This is a genomic window from Nonlabens sp. (assembly GCF_039941875.1).
In the GTDB taxonomy this organism is placed as follows: domain Bacteria; phylum Bacteroidota; class Bacteroidia; order Flavobacteriales; family Flavobacteriaceae; genus Nonlabens.
In genome coordinates this window covers 35,015-52,794 of record NZ_JBDVDQ010000005.1, presented here as the reverse complement: position 1 = coordinate 52,794, position 17,780 = coordinate 35,015, and the positions used below count along the sequence as shown (strand labels likewise).

Here is a 17,780-nt window from a genome sequence, read left to right as displayed (position 1 = left end):
TTCTTAGAATGTATTAAACAACAAAAGCCCAATCTTGCGATTGGGCTTTTGTTGTTTAGCAAGTAAGTTTACCTAAAACTCAAACACCTTTCCATCCATAGCTAGCTTACTGTTTTCAAAGACTTCTCTAGCCTCTGACCTGAAGAACTCATAATCACCATAACGAGCCGAATAATGACCTAATATAAGTGTACCTACTTTTGCTTTTAAAGCGATAGTAGCCGCTTGCTCTGCTGTGCTATGCTTTGTTCTATCGCAAAGATCTTCATGCGCTTTTAAGAATGTACTTTCATGATACAAGGCTGTTACACCTGTAATTTGTGGTACGATATCTTCTTTGTACACCGTATCACTACAAAAAGCATAACTTTTAGGCGTATCACCATCCATAGTTAACTCTTCATTTGCAATCACATCGCCGTTATCCAGAGTCACATCATGACCTTGTTTTACTTTACGATAATAAGCCTGATCTACTCCATATTCTTCACAAGCGACTATATCCAGACGCCTATCTCCTGGCTTTTCTTGAAATAAGAAACCATGTGTAAATACGCGATGCTCCAGCGGTATAGTTGTTACCGTTAGAGAATCATCTTCTAGTAGAAGTTGTGGGATATTTTCTACGCTTTCGCGAAAGCGTAAATCAAAAGCTGTATATACTTTTGCTAACTTTAATTGAATTAGAATTAACTCCTTAATCCCTTTAGGACCATAAATAGTTAACTCAGAATCACGACTTAACAAACAAAAAGTAGAAATTAAACCTATCAATCCATATACATGATCACCATGTAAATGAGAAATAAAAATATGCTTGATACGAGCAAACTTAATTCGGTTTCTACGCAACGCCATTTGTGTACCTTCTCCACAATCTATGAGAAATAAATGACCTTTCATCTCTAGAATTTGAGCCGTAGGACGTGCGTTATCTCTAGGTGTTGCACTATGACAACCGAGTATAGTTAATTTCAAATCGTGAGTTTTAAGGCTATTAAATAGCGTTTAAGAATCTATGAAAGTCACCGCTTTATTGCAGCAGTATGATTGTTAAATCTAAAAACCTAGATCGCGCTCTATCTCTTCCATCTCTATCACATCTTGAGCTTCTTGAATAGTAGGCACAATCATTAATTCTTCTGGAATCTCGTCTATAGAAATTGCTGTATTTACCATCACAAAAGACTGCTTTGAAGCTCTGTGACTATTACTTAATTCTAAAAAGGAAATTAAATCCATTAAAGAAGCTTTATCATACTGTAGGAGGTCAACGACTACATTCTTACCAGTAAATTGATCTTTTATTCGGTTTAAAAATGAGGCGAAATCTTTAATATCATCTCGTTCATCTTTCAATATTATATACTTATCGTGTTCTTCACTAATCATTTCTTCTAATTTTTGCAGCTACTAAATATAAAACTGCCATTCTAATAGCGACACCGTTTTCTACCTGATTCAAGATAATTGCTTGATCAGAATCTGCGACATCACTTGTTATTTCTACACCTCTATTAATAGGTCCAGGGTGCATGATGACGATATCTTTTTTAAGGCTGTCCAATAACTCTCGATTTACACCGTATTGCTGAACATATTCTCTTACACTTGGGAAATAAGAAATATCCATACGTTCATTTTGAACGCGTAGCATATTTGCTACATCACACCACTCTAAAGCTTTTTTAAGATTAAGCTCTACCTTCACTCCTAAAGATTCAATGTGTTTAGGTAAAAGAGTCGCAGGACCACATACCATAACCTCGGCTCCTAGTTTCTTAAGACAGTAAATATTTGATAATGCTACACGACTGTGTAATATATCTCCTACAATAACTACTTTCTTACCTTTAAGACTACCTAGTTTTTCTCTTATAGAATAACTATCCAGTAACGCTTGTGTAGGATGCTCGTGAGCGCCATCTCCTGCGTTTACTATTCTTGCGTCTACATGTTTAGAAAGAAAAACTCCAGCACCAGGATGAGGATGCCTCATCACGACTAGATCCACCTTCATTGCTAGAATATTATTCACTGTATCAACAAGAGTCTCTCCTTTCTTAACTGAACTTTGTGCCGCACTGAAGTTAATCACATCTGCACTCAATCTTTTTTCAGCAAGTTCAAAAGATAGTTTTGTTCTTGTAGAGTTTTCAAAAAAGAGATTTGCTATGGTAATATCTCTTAAAGAAGGCACCTTTTTAATAGGTCTGTTGATCACTTCTTTAAACTGATCTGCAGTTTTGTGAATTAAATTGATATCCTCGACAGTAAGGTATTTAATCCCTAAAACATTATCAACACTCAACTCACTCATTAGTCTTCATTTTTTAAAAGGTAAACAGCATCTTCTCCTCCATTCTCTTTCCAGAGCACTTTTACTTTTTGATTATTTATTGCATCTACCTGTCTACCATTATAATCTGGCTGTATAGGTAAATGTCTAGAAAATCTTCTATCGATAAGAGTTAACAACTCTATAGTATCTGGCCTACCGAAGGATTGTAACGCAGTAAGTGCTGCACGTATACTTCTACCAGTATACAACACATCATCCACTATAACCACACGCTTATTTTCTACTAAAAAATTAATCTCTGTAGAATTTGCTTTTAACGGCTCATCATTTCTTCTGAAGTCGTCTCTATAGAAAGTAATATCTAACAAACCAGTTTTTAAGTTTTTAATCTTATAGTTGGTTTTTAAAATCTCTGCAAGTCTATTCAGTAAAAAACTACCTCTAGGCTGCAAACCTACAAGAGCAGTATTCTCAAATGTATCGTGATTTTCAATTAATTGGCAAGCTAATCTGTGAAGTATAATATCCAGAGCTGCGGCGTCGAGAAGTAATTTTTGACTCATGAAACCAATTTAATTTCAAAATTACAGCAGTAAAATTACTGCTTATACTAGCAAAGATAAGTATTTTGAACTGTCCTTAAACTCTGTATTTTGTTTATTGAAATAAAAAAAGAAGTTTAGATAAAAATGGACTGCATTACTATCATAACAAAGGCCTGAAAAACAATATAAAAACTAGTTTTTTTTATCACATAGCATACAGGATACTTCTTATTATAATTATATACATTACCTATTACCATCCTATTAATACTAGTTAGATCATTAATAAAAGGCATAAAAAAACCCTTATCAGAAAACTGATAAGGGTTTTAAAGTTCAGAATTTAAAAACTATTACTAGTTCTTACCTTCCATTCTATCTTTAAGTGCTTGTAACTTAGAGTTTGCATCACCTAATGTAGGCTTAGACTCTTCAGCAGACTTAGCAGCTGCTTGTTGTACATTCTTAGCTTCTTCTTCTTTATGAAGAATCATGTGAGAACCTACTACACGCTTAAATTCTTTGTTGAATTCAATGATCTGGATTTGCGCCTTCTCACCTTTCTTCAATTTAGAACCGTCTTCTTTTTCTAAGTGACGTGTTGGAATAAACACTGAGATATCTTCATTAAAGTTAACTACAGCACCTTTGTCTACAGTTTCAGTAATTTCAACATCATGAGTTGTTCCTACACCGAACTCACCTTCGTACTTATCCCATGGGTTAGGCATAGTTTGCTTATGACCTAGAGATAATTTACGTCCTTCTACGTCTAGTTCAAGAACCACTACTTCTAGTGTATCTCCTACTGCACAGAATTCAGATGGGTGCTTCACTTTCTTAGTCCAAGAAAGGTCAGAGATGTAAATTAATCCATCAACACCTTCTTCAAGTTCTACGAATACACCGAAGTTAGTAAAGTTTCTTACTGTACCAGAGTGCTTAGAACCTACAGGATACTTAGTAGTAATGTCAGTCCATGGATCTGGGTGAAGTTGCTTCATACCTAGAGACATCTTACGATCTTCTCTATCTATAGTAAGAACCTCAGCATCGATGATATCACCTACTTTTACAAAGTCACCAGCACTTCTTAAGTGCGTAGACCATGACATTTCAGAAACATGAACAAGTCCTTCAACTCCTTCTTCTACTTCTACAAATGCACCGTAATCAGCAATAACTACTACTTTACCTTTTACTTTATCTCCAGTTTTGATCTTGTCAGAAAGAGCTTCCCAAGGGTGAGCTTCTAATTGCTTAAGACCTAATTGGATACGAGATTTATCTTCGTCAAAGTCAAGGATTACCACGTTAAGTGTCTGATCAAGTTCTACAACCTCGTTAGGGTGGTTGATACGTGACCAAGAAAGGTCAGTAATGTGAACAAGTCCATCAACACCACCTAGATCAACAAATACACCGTAAGAAGTAATGTTTTTAACAACACCTTCAAGTACCTGTCCTTTTTCTAGACGAGAGATAATTTCTTTCTTCTGCTCTTCGATATCTGCTTCGATAAGCGCTTTGTGAGATACTACAACGTTTTTGAATTCGTGGTTGATTTTCACAACTTTAAATTCCATTGTTTTATCTACGTACTGGTCATAATCACGGATAGGCTTCACATCAATTTGTGAACCTGGTAAGAATGCTTCGATACCGAATACATCTACGATCATACCACCTTTAGTACGACATTTAACGTAACCATTTACGATTTCGCCAGTGTCATGTGCATTGTTAACGCGTTCCCAAGCCTTGATAAGACGTGCTTTACGGTGAGAAAGGATCAATTGACCAGTCGCATCTTCACGTACATCTACAAGAACCTCAACCTTATCACCTTCTTTAAGGTTCTGGTTGTAACGGAATTCGTTAAGAGAAATAGCACCTTCAGACTTTGCGTTAATATCAATGATAGCATCACGATCAGTAATCTTGATAACTACACCTTCAATTACATCAGTATCGATAGTGTCAACAAAGTTGTCAGATACTAATTTTTCAAAAGCCTTTAATTGCTCCTCATCAACTTTTTCAATTCCTTCACTGTAACGTTCCCAGTCAAAAGAGTCTAGAAATGCAGCAGGATCTTCTTGTTGTGGAGAAGTAATTACTGGAGTTTTTTTCTCAGTTTGAGCGTCTGCTACACCATCTTGTGAAGCGTCCCACTCTTTGTTTGTTTGATTTTCAGCCATAATAGGTTGCTGATTAAAATTTGTATTCTAAAAAAGTAGCGGAAACTTATAGAACCTTTTAAAGAAGAGTTATATAAAGATTTGATTCCCAACCGGTTTCCTTATTCTCGATTTGGGTTTGCAAAAGTACGTTCTTTTTTAATCATTAACAATACTTAAGTAGTTGAAAATAATGATTTAAAAATTCCGCTTTCGCGAAAGCGGAACTCGCAACATACACTCACCACATACAGCTTTTTACATAATCAAATCCCTCGTTCACTCATTATAGATGGTTACTTCTCTTCTAAATATGTAGTTTTATAAAAAGGTTTAATACTATTTAAATGAAATCAGACGTTTGTTGATCCTATCTAGAATCAAGAACGACAATCTAAGATTACTTAAATAAAACCTCGCAGGTGACTAAAATGATTGACTTAAAAGCCAGAAGTATGATCATTATCTGCGAGGTTATTTATAGATTTAAAATACTTGTTATGAAATCAATCTCTTTCTTATTTCTTATCACATCATTATTCTCTTATAGTCAGCAAAAAATTAGTGGAACTGTGCATGATAATAATGGCAGCTTATTTGGAGCAATCATATCAATTCATAAAACAAATAAAGTAACATCAACAGATTTTGATGGAAATTACAGCATACTAGCTACCACAGGAGACACATTACATTTCAAACATGACGGATATTTTTCAGATCAAGCTGTAGTAGAAAATGATACTATCATAAAAACAAAGATGAAAATGATAGCACCATACACCTACATAGGATATCAAGGTGTTTATATGAAATGTTTTGGTGCTTTCACTATACCGATTAATTACTTACCATTAAGAGATTTGTTAATGGCAAGAAAGAATATGGAAAACTCAATTACAACACAATTAATTGATGGTAGATTAATCTCTCTAGATGGTATTTTCATAAATAAAAAAGAATTCAACAATATTCCTCCGCTAGAAATTAAGTCTATTATTCTTTTGAAAAACTCAAAAGAAAATATTGGACATATGAAAACTACTCCTCATTTGATAATAACTACAAAAGAAGAGAATTTCAAAAATTTATTTGAATTCATAAAAGACTTTAGAGATACTATTCCAGTTGATTTAAGGAAATGAAAAGTAATTGTATTTTTAAATTCTAATTTACAACTCATGACCTCAACAGCAACCACACCGCAAGAATACTTGAAGCAATTACCAGAAGAACGCAAAAAAACAATTCAGGACCTGCGAGAAGTATTACTCCATAATTTACCTAACGGCTATGAGGAAGGAATGCTTTACGGTATGTTGGGTTATTATGTACCCAAAGAGATTTATGAGCCAGGTTACCACGTAGGCAAAGAATGGACGCCATTACCATTTATAAATATCGCTTCTCAAAAAAACTTTATAGCTTTATATCACTCTGGCATTTATGCCAGTCCTGAATTAATGGAATGGTTTAAAGAAGAATATCCCAAGCATTCTAAATATAAACTGGATATGGGTAAAAGTTGCATCCGTTTTAAGAAAGTAAATGATATTCCATTAGATCTTATTGCAGAATTGTGCCAGAAAATGACACCGCAAGAATGGGTGAAGATTTATGAAAACGTGATTAAAAAACAATCATAAAGAAACCAGAGTTTTTATACCTATTGCTTGGAGCTAGTTTTGTTTCATATCGTTTTGCAAAAAGATTTGTAAAGGATAAATTAAAATCAGATTTTAAATATGATATTATTTTAAACTATTCAAATGACGACCATGCTATGGAACAATTTGATTTATATCCAGAAGATAATGATAAAAGATTTTTCAACCTTAATGAGAATGAAGTTGTCGATATATTATGTAGAAATAACAAAGTTCCCGTATGGATAGATATTTCAGTATGTAAAGTAGATAGAAATTTACAACATTCAATTTATTATGCGCAGGACGATACTCTGATAATCCTGATGAATATTATTATAAGATAAATGGTTCAGGCCCATTCGGTATTAAAAGCCCAAATTTCCCACCTGGACATAATAAAGATGAAAAATTTAAGCTCAAGAATTCTAATCAATTAAAGTTTTAAGAATAATAACTTTCTAACGAAAGGGAAAATAGGGAAATATAAACTTTTGGAAATTAAAAAACTATCATCGAGATCAGATATATACAATGCCAACACAATTAGTTGGCATGTCAAATCTCACAAATTCTTCCAAAAGTAAAAAGCAGCTTTGTTTGGCAAAGGAAAGGTGGGCAAAGTGAGCGGTAGCGAGTTTTGGTCGGAAAGGATTGTTGCGATGTTTTTACTCTAGACAATTTCAAAAATCAATTGAACAAGTTCCAGCAGATCCCTGGTAAATTTGGAACTAGCACTTTGCATTAATTAAAAGTCTTGAGCGAAATATTATAGGATGACAGTAAAACATTAACTAATCCAACAAAGCCTCCTCAGCCCAAGAGACTAACAATTCAAACTGCTCTTCTCTCGTCATTTTTGAAGTGTCTAATAACTTTGCGTCTGGTAACTGTATAAGTGGACTATCTTCTCTAGTAGAATCTATATGATCTCTTCCTATTACATTTTCTAGCACTTCTTCTAGCGAGACGTCATCACCTCGTTCTAACAACTCTGCATAACGTCTTTGCGCACGTACTTCTGGTGCTGCGGTCATAAATACTTTAAGCTCTGCATCTGGGAAAACAACACTTCCTATATCGCGACCATCCATAACGATGCCTTTCTCCTCACCCATAGCTTTTTGTTGCTCTACTAGCTTTGCACGCACTTCAGATATTTCTGCCACTTTACTCACTATGCCACTTACTTCGAGCGTGCGTATTTGCTTTTCTATATTTTCTCCATTTAAATACACATCTGCCCTATCAGTTTCTTTATTGTATTTAAAACTGATGTTAATATCAGGTAAAAAGTTAACAAGTTTTTCAATATCTAAAGAACCTTTTACAAGCAAGTTTTCGCGTAAAGCGTAAAAAGAAACCGCTCTATACATCGCTCCAGTGTCTACATACACATATTGCAATTTTACAGCAAGTTGTTTTGCTGCTGTACTTTTACCAGTACTAGAATGTCCATCTATAGCGATTGTAATTTTCTTACTCATTTATTGCAAATTTATATTGACACCAAAAAGGCTCGTATGTGACGCTAGAGTGTACCTAGCATGTGTGTAACTAAATCTTAAATTATTCATTTTTAAAGAAAAACCAGCACTCACACCAGAAAAAGCTCTCGTGTTCTCAATGCGTAATTCTTCGGCTCTTCTAAAACTGTAACCCAAACGTACTTCAAAAACTTGTTCAGGAAAAATCTCTAATCCTAATACAGTATGACGTAACGCATTATTAATAAAACCAGGCTCATCATCTGTTACATTACCATCTAGATCTGTTTGTGCATTTGCCTCATTTACAAATGCTAAATTCCATTGCTGTAGATTTTCTAAAGTAACGTGCAATCTTAAAGGAAGATACTTCATGTTATTAGAAAAACCTGCCGATATTTCTAAAGGTAAATCTTCATAAATCTCGTTATAAGGTGTAAACTGTGTCCCTAGATTACGTATAACTACGGCTGCACGTATAGCTTTGTCTTCATTATAATATAAGAAACCTATATCTACCGCTCCACCAAAAGATGTGTAGATATCTAATTTTGAAGAAATAAATTTCAAGTTAGCGCCTACATAAAAATCTGACCACGGTATATTATAGGCGTAACCCATAGAAACGGCCACCTCACTACCACCGAATTCTCCAGTAGAATTACCTTGCTCATCAAAACCATCAAATTTTCCGTAATTTAAATAAGTAACACCGGCATGAAAGGTTTGAACGTGTCTGTCCCAGGTATAAGCATAACTAGCAGTACCATAATTTACATCTCCTAAGTAATTGACATAATTTACCTGTAACTGATTATCCATTTTAGGATTAATGGTCGCCGGATTAAGAATTCCAGACGTAGGATCATAATCCACTGCAGTAAGTACCCTACCACCTAGAGCTGCTTGCTTTGTTCCAGATACCAGGTTTAAAAACTGATAAGTAGATTGTCCTCCTATTTGCGCTTTCGCGAAAGCGGAACATAACAAAATAACAAGAAACAAGTGACGCATCAATGGTTTTTGAATAACTGCAAATGAATAACGCTTGCAAGTTTAATTTATTTTTATGGTAAGTAAGGTATTTTAATGTTTAATCTATTAATTCTATGCGCACTAATCCATCCTCTTCTATAGATAGCAATTTTACATCATGCAATTGGTTTACATATTCTGGATTCCAGTAGGTTTTTACTTTTACATAATTCTCTGTAAAACCATGTATAAAACCTTCTTTATTCTCTGCTTCCCAAAGAACTGTTTTAGTCTTTCCCAACTGGCTTTCATAAAATGCACGACGTTTCTTTACAGAAAGACCACGCAGCATTTTTGATCTTTTCTTACGCACATTCATAGGTACAGCACCTTCCATAGTAGCGGCTGGCGTATTTTCTCTCTCTGAGTATGTGAATACATGTAGATAAGAAAGATCTAATTCACTTAAATAATTATATGTATCTAGAAAATGATCATCTGTCTCTCCTGGAAAACCTACTATCACATCTACTCCTATGCAACAGTCTGGCATTACTTCTTTAATCTTACTGACACGATCTGTATATAGTTCTCGATTATAGCGACGCTTCATCTTACCTAACAACTCGTTATTACCTACTTGTAATGGGATATGAAAATGAGGCACAAATGCATTTGCTCCAGAGACAAATTCTATGGTCTCATTTTTTAATAAATTAGGCTCTATAGAAGAAATACGCAAACGCTCTATTCCTTTTACTGTGTCCAGTGCATGAACTAGATCTAAAAAAGTATGCTCATGACGTTTATTACCGTGTTCTCCTTTTCCATAATCACCTATGTTAACACCAGTAAGAACTATTTCTTTAATCCCTTGCTCGCTTATCTGCCTTGCGTTATCCATTACATTTTGTAAAGTATCACTACGCGAGATTCCACGTGCTAGTGGTATGGTACAGTATGTACATTTATAATCACAACCATCTTGTACTTTAAGAAAAGCCCTGGTTCTATCACCTATAGAGTAGGATCCTACGTAAAAATCTGCCTCGTCTATTTCACAAGAATGCACTTGTGCTGGCTCTTCTTTAGACAGCTGATTCAGGTAATCTGTGATTTTAAATTTTTCTGTAGCACCTAGAACGAGATCTACACCATCTACAGCGGCCAGTTCTTCTGGTTTTAATTGCGCATAACAACCTACTGCTATCACAAATGCGTCTTCATTTACCTTCTGTGCTTTTTTAACCACAGATTTAAAACGTTTATCTGCATTTTCTGTAACACTGCAGGTATTCACTACATAGATATCTGCTTTTTCTTCAAAATCTACTCTACCAAAACCTTCTTGTTCAAAAGAACGAGCAATGGTACTGGTCTCACTAAAATTAAGTTTACAACCTAATGTGTAAAAAGCGACTGATTTTGTAGCTGTTTCTACGGGCATAATCTATGATGATTTAAGGGCTGCAAAGATAGTTTTTTAGTCGTAGAATTTTACCTCAACCCTGTAGACTGTTTTAGGATTATGATTAGGATGTTTTTTCCGCTTTCGCGAAAGCGAATTTTACATCAAAAAATAAGATATTTTTAAACAACAGAAATAAAACTACTCTTCAGTATCGTAGAAAAATTGCTCTCTCCATATTTTACCGTTTTTCACCTGGTACACTCCTATTTCATTCATTTGAGAACGCTGTCCACTAGGTTTATGAGTGGTATCCATCCAGAAGGTGACAGCAAAATGACCGTCTGCAACTACAGGATCTGAAACCCTATTGCCATGCACTTCAAAATTTTCTTTCCACCACTGCCCCTTTTTCTGTAATCCATCAAAACCTTTTACTTCTTTCATAGGCTCTGACATTTCTACACTAGTTATATCTGGACTATACAATTCTTCATAAGCTTTATGCTCTTCATTATTGCGACAGTATGCTACTAATTGATCTGCTACTTCTTTGGTGGTCATGATGATATGATTTTAAGTTAGAACTTAAATGTACAATAATTATTTTTTAAGTGACTGCTTTAATAACCATATGTAAATCGAGAGAACTATTTACTGGTTGCATATAATTTTATAGAATGAAAAGTCAACAATTCTTGTTATAAATCCACAAGGTTCACGACCTTTGTATTATGAAAATGAAAGCCGAAAAGAAATTTACACTAGGTCTTAAACTACCTACTGATCCACGATGGGCAGATATTTCTACCATTAGTTTACAACACATTCTTACCGACCATGCTTTTTGCGAACAAAAGGCAACAAGTAACATCATATCGTTGATACAACAATATTCTGAACGTGAAGGTATCGTAGAACTTCTATCTCCTGTAGTTACAGAAGAATGGGGCCATTTTAGAATGGTTATTGCTAAGTTAAAAGAACGAGGTCTAGAACTAGGTTTACAAAGACAAGATGAATATGTAAAAAAACTGGTCAAAGGAAAGAAAAAAGGCCAAAGCCGTGAAGGGTATTTTCTAGATCAACTTCTTATTTGTGCTATGATAGAAGCTCGTAGTTGTGAGCGTTTTAAAACGTTATGGCAAAATCTAGATGATGCAGATTTACAAGAGTTCTATTATAAGTTTATGGTTGCCGAAGCTTCTCATTATAAACTCTTTTTAGAACTTGCAAAAATGCATTTTCCTGAAGATGACGTCATGGTACGCTGGAACTATTGGTTAGAATATGAAGCTAGCTTTATAAGTGACCTAGAAGTACGTGGTGATAGATTACATTAATTAAGAAGGTTATAAAAGAAACGATTGCAATGAATAACACTATCCAAAATTTCTTCTCAGAAAAAAGATACCGTCAGTGGCTATCTCTCAGCATCTTACTAATTTATCTTATAGTTATCGCTGGCGCTGTGGTACGCATGACTGGTAGCGGTATGGGATGTCCAGACTGGCCTAAATGTTTTGGTTACTTAATACCACCTACAGAGCAATCTCAAATAGAGTTCTCTCCAGAGACACCTTATAAAGAAGGTATGGTGATTATAGTAGACGAAGAATTGCGTGTAGCCAAAGATGATTTTTTCTCTACAAAAACCTTTTCTGAAGAAAACTGGGAACCTTACACTAAACACGATTATGCAGTATTTAACGTCTATCACACTTGGACAGAATATGTTAACCGACTAGTAGGCGCACTAGGTGGTCTGGTAGTTTTGATCATGTTTATATTTTCATTGCGCTATATTAAGAAAAGACCATGGCTTACTGTATTGAGTTTTGTTGCTGTTATATCTATGGGTGTTCAAGCTGTAATAGGAAAAATAGTTGTAGATACTCATTTATCCCCTGCATTAATTACCTTTCATATGATAGTAGCGTTACTTATAGTAGGGCTATTGATCTATTTGTTGCACGAGGTAAAACCTATTGATTACCGTTTTAAATCCAATAAGAAAATGGCTCGATTTGCTGTTTTGCTTATCATTCTAACTCTTGTGCAGGTAGCGATGGGAACACAAGTACGACAGTTTATAGATCATCAAGTAGATTTATTGGGCTATCCATTAAGTTCTACATGGTTAGAGAATGGGCCGTTAGTTTTTATTATACATAGAAGTTACTCTATCTTATTAGTAATTGCACACATTTGGTTTTTCTACCAGATGATAAAGAGGTTTCAACATCCTAAAACTCCATACTATCTGCTGGCAGGTTTATTTGTAATTACCATTTTAAGCGGTGTTTTTATGAATTACTTAAATTTTCCTTTTGGCTCCCAAGCGGTTCATTTAGTTATCGCCTCTTTGATCTTAGGCGTACAGTTCTATTTATGGATGCGATTAAGGGTTGCACTAAAGTCATAACATGAATAGTGCAATAAGTAACATGTGTCACATAAACCTCTATAGATAAAGACTAACTTTATATCAAATAATTAAGAATCCACACAATTTTAAAATTATATACCATGAAAAATACCAACTTAATAGGACTCGACAGCGACAAAGCAAAAGAACTAGCTGAAAAACTAAATGAACTTCTAGCTAATTACTCCATTTTCTATCAAAACACCAGAGGTTATCACTGGAATATTAAAGGAGAAAAGTTTTTTGAACTACACGTAAAATTTGAAGAATTATACAATGACCTTGTTCTTAAAATAGACGAAGTTGCCGAAAGAATCTTAACACTAGGACACACTCCTAAGCACAACTATGCAGATTATAGAGCTGCTTCTCAAATTAAAGAAAGTGCACAAGTAAGCGATGGTATTGTAGCAGTAGAAGACATTTTATCTTCTTTTCAAACTATAATTATCCTTCAACGTGAATTACTAACTCTTTCTTCTGATGCTGACGACGAAGGTACTAGCGCCCTAATGAGCGATTACATAAGTTCTCAAGAAAAATTAGTATGGATGTATTCTTCATTCTTAAATAAGTAAGAAATGTAAACCATTATTTTTATAAGTAAATAAAACTCTCATAATCCTTAAAAAGATTACGAGAGTTTTTTTTTTATGAAATTCTTATCAAATATTTGAATTTTCCATGAACTAAGTCCATCAATCTAACGTTTTAAATAAAAGCATTAAACAACATACTCATGGCAGATCAAATAAGAATATACACAGCAAGTGCTATAACTATTAACAGACTAGCACAATTACTAGAAGAACAAAACATACCTTCTATTATAAAAAACAATCAAGAGTCTGGTAGACTAGCCGGTTTTGGTACCACAGCAGAAAGTGTAGAACTATACATTCTAAACACTGATTTAGAAAAAGCGCAAAAAGTAGTAGATGTGTTTAATTTAAAAAACACGCCATAAATATCGTTTTAATAATTCTTTAAAGAAATGGTTTAGAAATGAAAAAGAAATTCTAATCTACAAAGTGATTTATTACTCAAATAGATCACCTTCTTATCGCCTAACTTCAGATTCAAAATTCATATCTTTGCCATCCTTAAAAATTGAAGTAAATGATCTATAGAATAAGAGTTCTACTTGATGCAAATGATGACTGTTTTAGAGACATAGAAATTGATGCAAATAGCACACTTGAAGAGTTTCACAACGTTATTGTGCAGTCCTTTCAACTAGAAGGTGATGAAATGGCTAGTTTCTATGCTAGTGATGAAGAATGGAATCAAGGTGAAGAGTATTGCCTATTTGATATGAGTGGTGGTATGGCTCCAGTTAAGAAAATGGCAGACACTTTATTAGAAAACGCCATGAGTAAAACTAAGACTAGGATGATCTATATTTATGACTTCCTAAGTCTTTGGACATTCTCTGTAGAACTAGCAGATATTGTTAGTAATGTATCTGGAACAGCTTATCCACAGGTTATATTTTCTGTAGGTGAATTACCTGATAACGCTCCTGATAAAGAATTTGAAGCCGACCCACGTTTTCATGAAGATGGAGAAGAAGAATATCGCGGTGATATAGATGACGGTGATGACGAGTTCTATGACGAGCATTCCTTTGACGAAAACGACCTATACTAGCCTATGATCAATTTATTTAATACTAGAATTGAAAACCTTGCCATACATCGTGTAGGTAATAAGAATAAAGGAGAGCACCTTCTTACTTCAGATAACACCACGCCGCTAGATGACGAGATGCATTCTCTTTTAAAAGAATATTTCTTAAAATCTTTCCGTTCTAAAGAAGAGGCTTATTATAGTTTCACACATGAAGATGACTTAGAGTTTCATGAGATGTACGCTTACGCGAAAGCGATATTCTCAACACCAGCTTCCTTACTAGAAAATAGTAAGAAGATGGCAAAACACTTATACCAGCAGTCAGACCATCCACACATAAGAAGTGGTGAGATATATATCTGTTACTTTGATAACGTAATGGTGGACAACAATAAAACTGACGCAATAGGTATCTTTAAGAGTGAGATAAAACAAGAGTTTTTACAATTTGAAGAAGGAGAGTCTGATTTAAAGATGATCTTACAACAAGGAGTTAACTTAAATAAACTTGATAAAGGTGCTATCATATTTAACGTTGAAGAAGAAGTAGGGTACAAAATCCTTTCTGTAGATTCTAACCGTTATGATGCAAAATACTGGCTAGAGAGTTTCCTAGGTGTAGATGTTTTTGAAGACGAAAATTTCTTTACTAAGAAGTATTTGAAATTTTGTCAAGACTTTGCAAAAGACGTAGTTCTACCTGCTGAGGATAAGAAGGAAGAAGTAATGTTTATGAATCGTGCAGTAAATCATTTTGCAAAAAATGACACTTTTGAAGAATCTGCCTTTTTAAATGAAACATTAGATAATCCAGAACTAATTCCAGAATTTAAAAATTATAAAGTAGATCAAGGTGCAAAACACTCTATAGAAGATGTATCTAGCTTTCCTATCTCTAACACTGCAGTAAGTGCAGCTCGTAAAGGAATAAAAAGTGTTATCAATCTAGATACTCATGTTCAAATAAAAATGGACTTTACTAATCCTGATAGTGCTGATAAGTTTATTGAAAAAGGATGGGACGAAGAAAAACAAATGTATTACTATCTAGTTTACTTTAATCGTGAAGAAAAGAAATAAACTTTCTTACTCACAATTTAAAATTTAAAAATGTCTCTAACGTACTTAAATCGTTAGAGACATTTTTATTTAATGATCTAAATCGTGGTAATTTCTTTTAACAAACTCCATAGCAGTATTTAAAATACCTCCCATACTTCTTGCTGTTTTAAATTTAACATCACCAGTAAATTCATGTAATTCTCTTTTGAGTTGTTTAAACTTTATAGGTGTAGATATAAAGTCGGCTCTCATACACTTTATAAGCTGTTTATACCTAGTTTGAGTATTAATTAAACGCTTTGCGATCAAGGCACGTTCTTCTTTTTTATATTGTTCAATACTGGCGCTTTTTAAACACTCTGCAACATTAGTTACCATAGGAAGGTTTTCTTTAAAAAACTGCGGTCGATACACTTTTAATTTCCCCTCATAGGATTGCTGGTCAAAATCTATCGCACGTATAGCGTAACTTACTCTATCAAAATCATGAGTTGGGATAACCACATAGTTGTAAGAACGCATATCGCCTAGCAACCGTATCAAACAACGTTCATTAAACTTTACAAATTCCTTTGCAATTTGAGTTAGCTCTTGATGATCGCAACCATCCATATAGTCTGCAATAAATTCATCACCTGGTATACCTGCTATATGCTCTTCTATAAGAGTGTCTTTATAAACTAAAAAATTAATACGGTGTGGTGAAAGCAAATGCTCTAACTCTAGCCCATAAACGCGGGAGGCATCTGCTTTTTTTACATAAAAATAGGTAAATGCATCATTAAGAATATTACTCACCTTAATACGGAATGGCTTCGTATTACCAAAAGTGCAATAATCAACAGCATCGACACTTAAGTAGTCTAGAGTCTCATCACGTCCATCACTATGGAGAATATCATAAATTCTTTTAAGATGTCTATCTATTTGCTCCCTATCAGAATCAGAATAATAACATCTTACCCATAAGGTATCTTCATCATTCTTATCATAAACCGTTATACAACCAGCAAATCTCAGTAAATCATCATACGACACAGGTATACTAGTAGCTCGATTATACCGCTTCACATAGTCTGATAATGAACTACCTATAGGAAATGTAGGTTTCTTATTTGACAATAATTTATCATTGAGAATCTTTTCTGACATAATTACAGTAACATTTTTCGTTTCTTGCAGTCACATAATACAACAAAAAAACCTCATTCATGGAAACCATCCTTGAAATTAACCAACTTCATAAAACATATGGCGCCTTAACAGCAGTAGACCATATTTCATTTAAAATTAAAAAAGGCCACGTCTATGGTATACTAGGACCTAATGGTAGTGGTAAATCCACAACTTTAGGAATGGTGCTCAATGTGGTAAATCCCACTAGCGGTGATTATAAATGGTTTGAAGGATCTACCTCTAATCATGATGCTCTTAAAAGAATAGGCGCTATTATAGAAAGACCTAATTTCTACCCTAGCATGAGTGCAATTCAAAACTTAGAATTAGTTTGTAAAATTAAAAATATAGATAAATCTAAGATTGAAGAAAAACTAGCTGTAGTAGACCTTCTAGATCGCAGGAATTCAAAATTCAGTACCTATTCATTAGGTATGAAACAACGTCTGGCAATAGCAAGTGCATTACTTAACGATCCTGAAATATTAATTCTAGATGAACCTACTAATGGACTGGACCCACAAGGTATAAGACAAATTAGAGATATTATACAAAAGATCGCATCAAACGGTACTACCATACTACTCGCCTCTCACCTACTGGACGAAGTTGAAAAAGTATGTACAGACGTTATTGTATTAAGATTAGGTAAAATGCTTTACGCTGGACCAGTAGATGAAATGAATAGGAATCATGGTTCTATTTTTATAGACTCTAGTGATAGAAAGATTTTATATAATTTCATCAAAAACAAGCCTTACGCAGGTACCATCACTACACATGATAACGGTTTAGAAGTTAAACTTTATGAACCTGTTGATAATGCACAAATCAATAAAGATGCATTTGAGAGCGGTATTATTCTAAGCAAATTAGTGCATAGGAAACAAAGCCTAGAAGACCAATTCATCGAGTTAACTAACAAAAACTAATCCACGC

The 17,780-nt window shown here is 34.2% G+C and carries 19 protein-coding genes; 9 read left to right on the top strand and 10 right to left on the bottom strand.

The features are described from left to right. Positions 1-72: 72 nt before the first annotated feature. From ABJF08_RS04160 to rpsA, 5 genes are all read right to left on the bottom strand, one after another. Complete coding sequence (locus ABJF08_RS04160; protein WP_348114804.1) at positions 73-978, bottom strand: ribonuclease Z; 906 nt, start codon at positions 976-978, stop codon at positions 73-75. A gap of 81 nt (positions 979-1,059) precedes the next feature. Then, positions 1,060-1,392 (bottom strand): ribonuclease Z, encoded by a 333-nt coding sequence (locus ABJF08_RS04155; protein ID WP_348114802.1) that lies wholly within the window; start codon positions 1,390-1,392, stop codon positions 1,060-1,062. Then, complete coding sequence (locus tag ABJF08_RS04150) at positions 1,385-2,320, bottom strand: aspartate carbamoyltransferase catalytic subunit (RefSeq protein ID WP_104515147.1); 936 nt, start codon at positions 2,318-2,320, stop codon at positions 1,385-1,387. Before ABJF08_RS04150 ends, ABJF08_RS04155 begins: the two co-directional genes overlap by 8 nt. Continuing rightward, positions 2,320-2,865 (bottom strand): bifunctional pyr operon transcriptional regulator/uracil phosphoribosyltransferase PyrR, encoded by a 546-nt coding sequence (gene pyrR, locus ABJF08_RS04145; RefSeq protein WP_104515148.1) that lies wholly within the window; start codon positions 2,863-2,865, stop codon positions 2,320-2,322. Before pyrR ends, ABJF08_RS04150 begins: the two co-directional genes overlap by 1 nt. Positions 2,866-3,203: 338 nt before the next feature. Beyond that, the gene (gene rpsA, locus ABJF08_RS04140) at positions 3,204-5,048 is read right to left on the bottom strand and encodes a 30S ribosomal protein S1 (RefSeq protein ID WP_348114801.1); all 1,845 of its coding nucleotides are present in this window, start codon (positions 5,046-5,048) and stop codon (positions 3,204-3,206) included. 479 nt (positions 5,049-5,527) lie between these two features. On the opposite strand from rpsA, the gene ABJF08_RS04135 reads away from it, so the two are divergent. Then, positions 5,528-6,172, top strand: coding sequence for a carboxypeptidase-like regulatory domain-containing protein (locus ABJF08_RS04135; protein ID WP_348114800.1), 645 nt, complete (start codon positions 5,528-5,530; stop codon positions 6,170-6,172). A 36-nt stretch (positions 6,173-6,208) separates the two neighbouring features. Next, on the top strand, positions 6,209-6,673 hold the full coding sequence (locus tag ABJF08_RS04130) for a DUF1801 domain-containing protein (RefSeq protein WP_348114799.1): 465 nt from the start codon (positions 6,209-6,211) through the stop codon (positions 6,671-6,673). Positions 6,674-7,467: 794 nt separating this feature from the next. On the opposite strand, the gene cmk is transcribed toward ABJF08_RS04130, so the two are convergent. The 4 genes from cmk to ABJF08_RS04110 form a co-directional block, all read right to left on the bottom strand. Beyond that, complete coding sequence (gene cmk, locus ABJF08_RS04125) at positions 7,468-8,160, bottom strand: (d)CMP kinase (protein ID WP_348114797.1); 693 nt, start codon at positions 8,158-8,160, stop codon at positions 7,468-7,470. After that, on the bottom strand, positions 8,161-9,174 hold the full coding sequence (gene porQ, locus ABJF08_RS04120; protein WP_348114795.1) for a type IX secretion system protein PorQ: 1,014 nt from the start codon (positions 9,172-9,174) through the stop codon (positions 8,161-8,163). Between the two features lie 79 nt (positions 9,175-9,253). Next, complete coding sequence (gene mtaB / locus ABJF08_RS04115; protein WP_348114794.1) at positions 9,254-10,582, bottom strand: tRNA (N(6)-L-threonylcarbamoyladenosine(37)-C(2))-methylthiotransferase MtaB; 1,329 nt, start codon at positions 10,580-10,582, stop codon at positions 9,254-9,256. Positions 10,583-10,744: 162 nt separating this feature from the next. Then, complete coding sequence (locus tag ABJF08_RS04110; protein ID WP_348114793.1) at positions 10,745-11,107, bottom strand: nuclear transport factor 2 family protein; 363 nt, start codon at positions 11,105-11,107, stop codon at positions 10,745-10,747. Positions 11,108-11,277: 170 nt separating this feature from the next. Between ABJF08_RS04110 and ABJF08_RS04105 the strand changes: the two genes are divergently transcribed. The 6 genes from ABJF08_RS04105 (at position 11,278) to ABJF08_RS04080 (ending at position 15,683) form a co-directional block, all read left to right on the top strand. Further along, positions 11,278-11,886, top strand: a complete 609-nt coding sequence (locus ABJF08_RS04105; RefSeq protein WP_348114792.1) for a tRNA-(ms[2]io[6]A)-hydroxylase — start codon at positions 11,278-11,280, stop codon at positions 11,884-11,886. 29 nt (positions 11,887-11,915) lie between these two features. Further along, positions 11,916-12,968, top strand: coding sequence for a COX15/CtaA family protein (locus tag ABJF08_RS04100; RefSeq protein ID WP_348114791.1), 1,053 nt, complete (start codon positions 11,916-11,918; stop codon positions 12,966-12,968). 104 nt (positions 12,969-13,072) lie between these two features. Then, the gene (locus ABJF08_RS04095) at positions 13,073-13,549 is read left to right on the top strand and encodes a Dps family protein (protein ID WP_348114790.1); all 477 of its coding nucleotides are present in this window, start codon (positions 13,073-13,075) and stop codon (positions 13,547-13,549) included. 161 nt (positions 13,550-13,710) lie between these two features. Then, complete coding sequence (locus tag ABJF08_RS04090) at positions 13,711-13,938, top strand: DUF2007 domain-containing protein (protein ID WP_348114789.1); 228 nt, start codon at positions 13,711-13,713, stop codon at positions 13,936-13,938. A 152-nt stretch (positions 13,939-14,090) separates the two neighbouring features. Further along, the gene (locus tag ABJF08_RS04085) at positions 14,091-14,621 is read left to right on the top strand and encodes a hypothetical protein (protein WP_348114788.1); all 531 of its coding nucleotides are present in this window, start codon (positions 14,091-14,093) and stop codon (positions 14,619-14,621) included. 3 nt (positions 14,622-14,624) lie between these two features. Further along, positions 14,625-15,683 (top strand): nucleoid-associated protein, encoded by a 1,059-nt coding sequence (locus ABJF08_RS04080; protein WP_348114787.1) that lies wholly within the window; start codon positions 14,625-14,627, stop codon positions 15,681-15,683. 69 nt (positions 15,684-15,752) lie between these two features. Here ABJF08_RS04080 and ABJF08_RS04075 read toward each other — a convergent pair whose 3' ends face one another. Then, positions 15,753-16,817 (bottom strand): hypothetical protein, encoded by a 1,065-nt coding sequence (locus ABJF08_RS04075; RefSeq protein WP_348114786.1) that lies wholly within the window; start codon positions 16,815-16,817, stop codon positions 15,753-15,755. Positions 16,818-16,876: 59 nt separating this feature from the next. Here ABJF08_RS04075 and ABJF08_RS04070 point away from each other — a divergent pair, with 59 nt between their 5' ends. Next, entirely contained in the window at positions 16,877-17,773 is an 897-nt protein-coding gene (locus tag ABJF08_RS04070) for an ATP-binding cassette domain-containing protein (protein ID WP_348114785.1), read from the top strand. The last annotated feature ends 7 nt before the right edge of the window (positions 17,774-17,780 follow it).